The organism is Paenibacillus zanthoxyli JH29, from assembly GCF_000520715.1.
GTDB classification, from domain to species: domain Bacteria; phylum Bacillota; class Bacilli; order Paenibacillales; family Paenibacillaceae; genus Paenibacillus_AQ; species Paenibacillus_AQ zanthoxyli.
The window spans coordinates 1-6,233 of record NZ_ASSD01000188.1 but is presented as its reverse complement, the minus strand read 5'-3'; the positions used below and the strand labels follow the sequence as shown (position 1 = coordinate 6,233).

7 protein-coding genes and 1 pseudogene are annotated in these 6,233 nt (G+C 48.6%); 5 read left to right on the top strand and 3 right to left on the bottom strand.

Annotation, left to right across the window (positions count from 1 at the left end):
* The first annotated feature begins 35 nt into the window (after positions 1-35).
* Positions 36-1,034 carry a hydrogenase expression/formation protein HypE gene (gene hypE / locus L691_RS0107390; protein ID WP_036735909.1) on the top strand — a complete coding sequence of 333 codons (999 nt, stop codon included), beginning with the start codon at positions 36-38 and terminating at the stop codon, positions 1,032-1,034.
* Positions 1,035-1,127: 93 nt separating this feature from the next.
* The gene (locus tag L691_RS0107385) at positions 1,128-2,132 is read left to right on the top strand and encodes a HoxN/HupN/NixA family nickel/cobalt transporter (protein ID WP_025689720.1); all 1,005 of its coding nucleotides are present in this window, start codon (positions 1,128-1,130) and stop codon (positions 2,130-2,132) included.
* A 65-nt stretch (positions 2,133-2,197) separates the two neighbouring features.
* Here L691_RS0107385 and L691_RS0107380 read toward each other — a convergent pair whose 3' ends face one another.
* The gene (locus L691_RS0107380; RefSeq protein WP_025689719.1) at positions 2,198-2,584 is read right to left on the bottom strand and encodes a TetR-like C-terminal domain-containing protein; all 387 of its coding nucleotides are present in this window, start codon (positions 2,582-2,584) and stop codon (positions 2,198-2,200) included.
* Between the two features lie 6 nt (positions 2,585-2,590).
* Positions 2,591-2,650, bottom strand: a pseudogene (locus L691_RS34210) (hypothetical protein); the annotation flags it as partial.
* Positions 2,651-2,696: 46 nt separating this feature from the next.
* On the opposite strand from L691_RS34210, the gene L691_RS0107375 reads away from it, so the two are divergent.
* The 3 genes from L691_RS0107375 (at position 2,697) to L691_RS0107365 (ending at position 5,730) form a co-directional block, all read left to right on the top strand.
* A complete protein-coding gene (locus L691_RS0107375; RefSeq protein WP_025689718.1) occupies positions 2,697-3,227 on the top strand; it encodes an HXXEE domain-containing protein in 531 nt (176 codons plus the stop codon).
* A gap of 466 nt (positions 3,228-3,693) precedes the next feature.
* Positions 3,694-4,383: an HAD family hydrolase gene (locus tag L691_RS0107370; RefSeq protein ID WP_025689717.1), complete on the top strand. Its 690-nt coding sequence runs from the start codon at positions 3,694-3,696 to the stop codon at positions 4,381-4,383.
* A 120-nt stretch (positions 4,384-4,503) separates the two neighbouring features.
* Complete coding sequence (locus tag L691_RS0107365) at positions 4,504-5,730, top strand: mannitol-1-phosphate 5-dehydrogenase (RefSeq protein WP_025689716.1); 1,227 nt, start codon at positions 4,504-4,506, stop codon at positions 5,728-5,730.
* Between the two features lie 111 nt (positions 5,731-5,841).
* Here L691_RS0107365 and L691_RS34205 read toward each other — a convergent pair whose 3' ends face one another.
* On the bottom strand, positions 5,842-5,940 hold the full coding sequence (locus L691_RS34205) for a helix-turn-helix domain-containing protein (RefSeq protein ID WP_084653949.1): 99 nt from the start codon (positions 5,938-5,940) through the stop codon (positions 5,842-5,844).
* Between the last annotated feature and the right edge of the window lie 293 nt (positions 5,941-6,233).

The window sequence follows — 6,233 nt, the reverse complement described above, 5'->3', positions numbered from 1 at the left end:
TGAATTGAAGAAAGGCGACAGGTTCTTATCCTACTATTACTTTAGCCCACGGCAGCGGGGGAAAGCTGACCCATCAACTGATCCAAGGGATATTTCAGAAGAACTTCCGGAACGATTGGCTGCTTGAGGGCGGCGATTCGGCAGTGCTGGAAACTCTCCCGGGACAAATGGCGTTCACCACGGATTCCTATGTGATTCACCCGCTTTTTTTCAGGGGAGGGAACATCGGGAAGCTGGCGATATGCGGGACCGTTAACGATCTGGCCGTCTGCGGTGCGATTCCCAAGTATATGAGCTGCGGCTGGATCATCGAAGAAGGGTTTCCTCTGGGGGAACTGGAGGAGATTGCGGAATCCATGGCGGCAACCGCCAGGGAAGCCGGCGTATTTATCGTAACCGGCGACACCAAGATCGTTCCGAGAGGCTGTGCTGACAAGCTGTTCCTTAACACCTCCGGAGTGGGTTTTATTCCCGAAGGTCTCCGGCTGTCTCCTGCCTTGATCCGGCCGGGGGACCAAGTGATCGTCACCGGAACGATCGGGGATCACGGAACGGCGATACTGATTGAGCGGGAACAGCTTCAGGTGGAGACTGGACTTGCCAGCGACTGTGCGCCGCTGAACGGAATGCTGGAGCGGGTAACAGCTTCAATGGGCGGTGCCGTAAGACTTATGCGGGACCCGACCCGCGGCGGCGTAGCCACTACACTGAATGAATTTACGGAGGGGCAGGACTTTGGCATCCGGCTGGAGGAACATGCGCTTCCCGTAAAAGGAGAAGTGAGCGGTCTATGCGGCATGCTGGGAATGGACCCGTTATACATAGCCAATGAGGGCAAAGCCCTTTTGATCGTCGACGGGGCCCAGGCAGACCAAGCGATGGAATTGCTGCGCAGTCACCCCTGCGGGCGGGAAGCCGCCGTAATCGGCGAAGTTGTCGCGGATCACCCGGGAAAGGTGTATATGCGCACGCTGGCCGGAGGCCACCGCATCATCGATATGCTGGTAGGCGACCAACTGCCCCGGATTTGTTAAACGGCGGATTACGCAATACCATTATGGTTCGAGACTTCAGGAATATCTGTAAAAATCAAGCGCGAGGCGCTTCTACCGGGAGAAGGTGTAATAATGAGGAGAATTTCCGCCAGTAACGGCTATGTCTACTTTCTTGTTGTATTGGCGCTGCATGTATTGGGAGGAGCCGGATATCTCACGGCTGCGGCCCATCAGCCGGAGCTGCTAGGGCTTGGCCTTTTGGCTTATACGCTCGGTCTGCGCCACGCTTTTGATGCCGATCATATTTCGGCGATTGACAATACGATCCGGAAGCTAATCGAACGGAAGAGAAACCCTATAGGCGTAGGAATGTATTTTTCCCTCGGGCACTCAACGGTCGTCTTTCTCATGGTGCTTGTGATCGCGCTCTCAATGAACAGACTTGTGCTCGACAATCAGGCGCTGCGTGAAGTCGGCGGGCTGATCGGCACGTTCGTATCCGGTTTCTTCCTGATCTTCATCGGACTGATTAATGTGTTCACGCTTGTGAAGCTATGGCGCGGTGCCCGGGGGGCGGCGAATGGAACAGACGGGGATTCCGGATTGAGTCATACGCATGGACCCAAGGGGATATTGACCCGATTGTTGACTCCTGCCCTTCGAATGATCAATAAAAGCTGGCATATGTATCCGCTCGGATTTCTGTTCGGGCTTGGCTTTGATACGGCGACGGAAGTGAGTCTGCTGGCGATAACGGCCAGTACCGCGAATAAATCGGTCTCCATTATCGGCATTCTGTCTCTGCCGCTGCTGTTTGCAGCCGGAATGAGCCTGATGGACACGATCGACGGCGCGATCATGACCAGGGCCTACCGCTGGGCATTCATTTCCTACAAGAAAAAAACGGCCTATAACCTGATCGTTACCGGTGTCTCGGTGATATCCGCGTTTTTAATCGGCGCCGTTCAGCTTGTTCACTTAGTTGAAGCAAAATGGCCGCAGCATCTCCAGTGGATCAAGAGCCTCGATATCGCCCACCTTGGCTACTTTTTGACCGGATTTCTGATATTGAGCTGGATCGTCTCGATGATCATTTGGAAAGGGATGAGAGGCAAACAGGCCGTTGACGGAATGTGAAATTTAGGGCATTCAAGCCATCGCACGATTCCCGCCAAGCGGGGATTGTGTGCTTTTTTTATCTATTAATACTTCTCCAATATCGTCTCCTTGATAATCATGCTGACGAGTTTGGCCATTTGCTCCGGGGTATGGCGGGGATCCTCCTGTATCCATTGGACAAGGATATTCCAAAAACCGCCGGCGGAAAAGGCCATGATATATTTGGCCTTTTCCGTATTGGGTCCAGGTTCTGTAAGGGGAACCACGGTCCGGTGAATCACCGGAAGGTACTGGTTATATTTTTGCAGCAGCAGATGCAATAAATCATTTTTCTCCAGCCTCGCCAGAAAATCCATGTGCTTCTCCCAGAAAGTAAAATAAACTTTGGCCACGTTATACACGGTTAAGGTTTGTTCCGCCTGCAATCGTTCGATATATTCCTCGCACAGCTTTTGTACGTATCCATTCAATATTTCATCCTTGGATTTAAAATTGCGATAAAAGGTACGTCTCGCCAGTTGAGCTTTCTCCGCTATTTCCGAGAAGTGTCACAAGTGTGACATGCTCATAAGGAGGACTAGTATGAAAACATTTTATATGATCGTCTGGCTGCTTCCGGTTATTTTTATGCTGCATGATTTTGAAGAAGTCATTATGATCAAAGCGTGGCAGCAAAGAAACAAGTCATACATCCAGGCTAGAAGGAATAGACCGGTTCCTTTTCAAATTCAGGCTTCAACAGCCTCGTTTTCTGTCGCGGTAGCCATTGAGTTTATCATATTATCGGTTATAACGATCCTTTCGTATTTGCTGGACAATTATGTTGTCTGGTATGGAGCCTTTGCAGGCTTTACCGTTCATTTAGTCTTTCATCTGTATCAGTGGGTCCGCTTTAAAAAATATGTTCCGTCCGTGTTGACCTCCGTTGTTTTTCTTCCGGTATGTTGTTATTTTCTGTATAAATCCGCTGTTTATCTTGGATATGGCGCTTCCACTCTAGTATTATCAGCTTTAATTTTTACAGTCGTTATTGCAGTGAATATAGCTGTGTTGCATAAGCTGATGGTCCGTTTTGACAGATGGCTTGATCAGTACAAGCTGACTATTAACTGATTGAGATCGCATTGCTCTTGTGAAAATGAGCGGCTTTGCGATTTTTTCTTGTCTAAAAAACCTCACACGAGAGGCCAAAAGACATCTTTTATAAAAAAAAATTTCTTCCATTTAAAATTAACTGAATTTCTCCTCGATTTGCCCCGGGAAATCGGCCTTTCTGGTCAATTGACGGCGTGGCAGGCGCAAACCCTTGATCTTATGCGGAAAATCCATGCTTGGGTCGCTTTAGAAACGTAAAATTTAATCGTTTTCATTTCGGTTTGTTTTTTACTAAAAAATGGGCTTGGAAGCGGCATGAGTAAGCGGTTTCATTTGCTGGAATTAATAATGCCTGGCTTGACGCAAATACGTATGTTTGTTACGGTTTTTACAAGCGAATGACCGCTGAACAGCATTTTTGCGAAATATTTGCTTAACGATGCGAGAGATGTTGACTAAACGGACAAAGAGGAGATGGTTGATCTTGATCAAAGGACTGATTTTCGATTTTGACGGAACGATTATCGATACGGAGACGGCTTGGTACACCGCATTTCAGGAAGCCTATAAGGAACATGATGTCGATTTGACGCTCGAACAGTATTCGACTTGCATCGGAACTAGCCTGAACAGTTTTAATCCTTACGAATACCTGATGACGGATTTGAAGCTTGACATTGACAAAGCTGAATTCAGAAAGGCTGTCCGGCAAAGGCACAGCGAGCTGATGGAACTTCAAGCGGTACGTCCAGGCATTCAGCATTATCTGGATTCGGCCAAAGCCGCCGGACTGAAGATTGGGCTTGCCACCAGCTCGGATAGAAATTGGATTGACAAGTATATGGACCAGCTCGGCATCCGCGAATATTTCGATTGCATTTGTACCGCGGACGATGTCGAGAATGTAAAACCCGATCCGGAATTGTACCTGCAGGCACTGTCCTGTCTAGGGTTGAAGCCTGAAGAGGCTGTAGCTATTGAGGATTCGCCGAACGGCTCCAAAGCGGCGGCGGCGGCCGGCCTTGATTGTGTCGTGATTCCGAACGAAATCACAAGTTATCTTAAATTTAAAGCTCCGCATCACAAAATAGAGAGTCTATCACACCTCGATTTCGACCATGTGCTTACCCGCCGCTGTTTCCAAGATATGAATCTCCAGATTGAAGCCCGCTGACGTTCACTTCTTTCCGACTGACCAAGGTTCAGAGAGGAACAGGTGTACATCCTAAATTCAGACTTTCATAGTTCCTGTTCCACTCACCAGTATACTAAATTGACTAAGGGGGACGCCATTGTGAAAGCCGTACATTTTGGAGCGGGTAATATTGGCAGAGGGTTTATCGGCCCCGTCTTGTCTCGCTCCGGTTATAATGTTTGTTTCGTCGGACGCAATAAGAGAAAGATTGCCGAACTGCAAAAGAGGGGACAATATCCGGTCACCCTGGCCAACGAGAACCGGGATAAATTTATTGTGGATAATGTAACAGCCATTAATTTGAATGATACCGAGAAGGTGGCGGAAGCGATTGCCGATGCGGAACTTGTAACGACTGCCGTCGGAGTCTCCGCGCTGAAGGATATTGCGGGAACGATAGCCCGCGGCATCGAGCTGCGGCTGAACCAAAGCACCCCCCAGCCCTTGCATATTATCGCCTGCGAGAATGGGATCGGGGGAAGCCAGCGGTTAAGAAAATCCGTATATCGGCATTTGCGGCCGGACGTGATCAAGCGCGCCGAACGTATTGTGGCATTTCCGAATACGATGGTCGACCGTATTGTGCCCGTCCAAAAGCACGCCGATCCGCTGGCAGTCATGGTTGAACCTTTCAGCGAGTGGATTGTCCCCAGGAGCGGGATGATCGGCGATTATAATGAGATCGAAGGGGTACGTTACGTCGATAAACTCGAACCGTATCTGGAACGGAAGCTGTTCACCGTTAACACAGGTCATTGCAGCGCCGCTTATTTCGGATATCTTGAAGGCTATACGTCGCTTCAGGATGCGATGTCTGATCCGGGTATCCGTTCCCGGGTATACGGCGTTCTGCAAGAAACGGGGGCGATGCTGGTACACTTATACGGATTCGACCTGGCGCAGCACGAGAAGTACATCAAGAAAATGATGGACCGCTTCGCAAACCGTAATTTCAATGATAAGGTCTCGCGAGTGGCCAGATCTCCGCTCCGCAAGCTTTCCCCGAATGAACGGCTTGTACGGCCTGCGATGAAGGCGCATGAGCTTGGATTCGAAACTTCTCATCTGGTCTCGGCTATTGCCTCCGCGCTGCTCTATGAGAATAATGATGATCCGGAGGCGGTAAATCTTCAAATAGCTATTCGGAGTTCGGGGATTGAGAAGGTTGTGTCCGATGAATTGGGCATTCCGGCCGAACATCCGCTGCACAGCCGCATTGTGGAGGAATATTTCAACACCTGTGTAAAATACCAGCACAAGGCCGGCTTGGACTTTAAGGCGATTGCTGGTTCCATAGACCCTTCGGCTGTATCCGATAACCCGTAATTGCGGCTTGCCGCAAGGTTTGAGAATATCGCAAGACAAAAGAGACCGCATATTTGTGGTCTCTTTTGTCTGAGTGCGTATTGCAGTGCTTGCCTGTGTACTCTTAAGTCTTCATTGATTCTTCCGTATTTGTCTTGAAAGTTTATTTACCAATGGCTCATAGCGCTTAATTAGTTCTGCTTCAGCATGCTTGTCACCATTTTGCGCCATTAGAATTAATAGGATGACTCATCAAAACTTTGAAGGCAAGCCAAGTCGCGATAAAGTTTTTTGAAAAAGTCTCTGCTTGCATGCCTTAGACATGCTTTAATATAACTATTAAATCCCTTTTCAATTTCTTCAGAAATTTTATCTTAATAAGCCGCAGAAGACTTCTTCCTCTATAGGGATGAGAAGAATCGGTGGTAATTTTGCTTCAAAGCGAACATGTGTTCTATAATGGAAAAATCCTACACGAAAGGAGGCTATGTGGCATGTTGGTACATAAAGCTTACAAATATCGC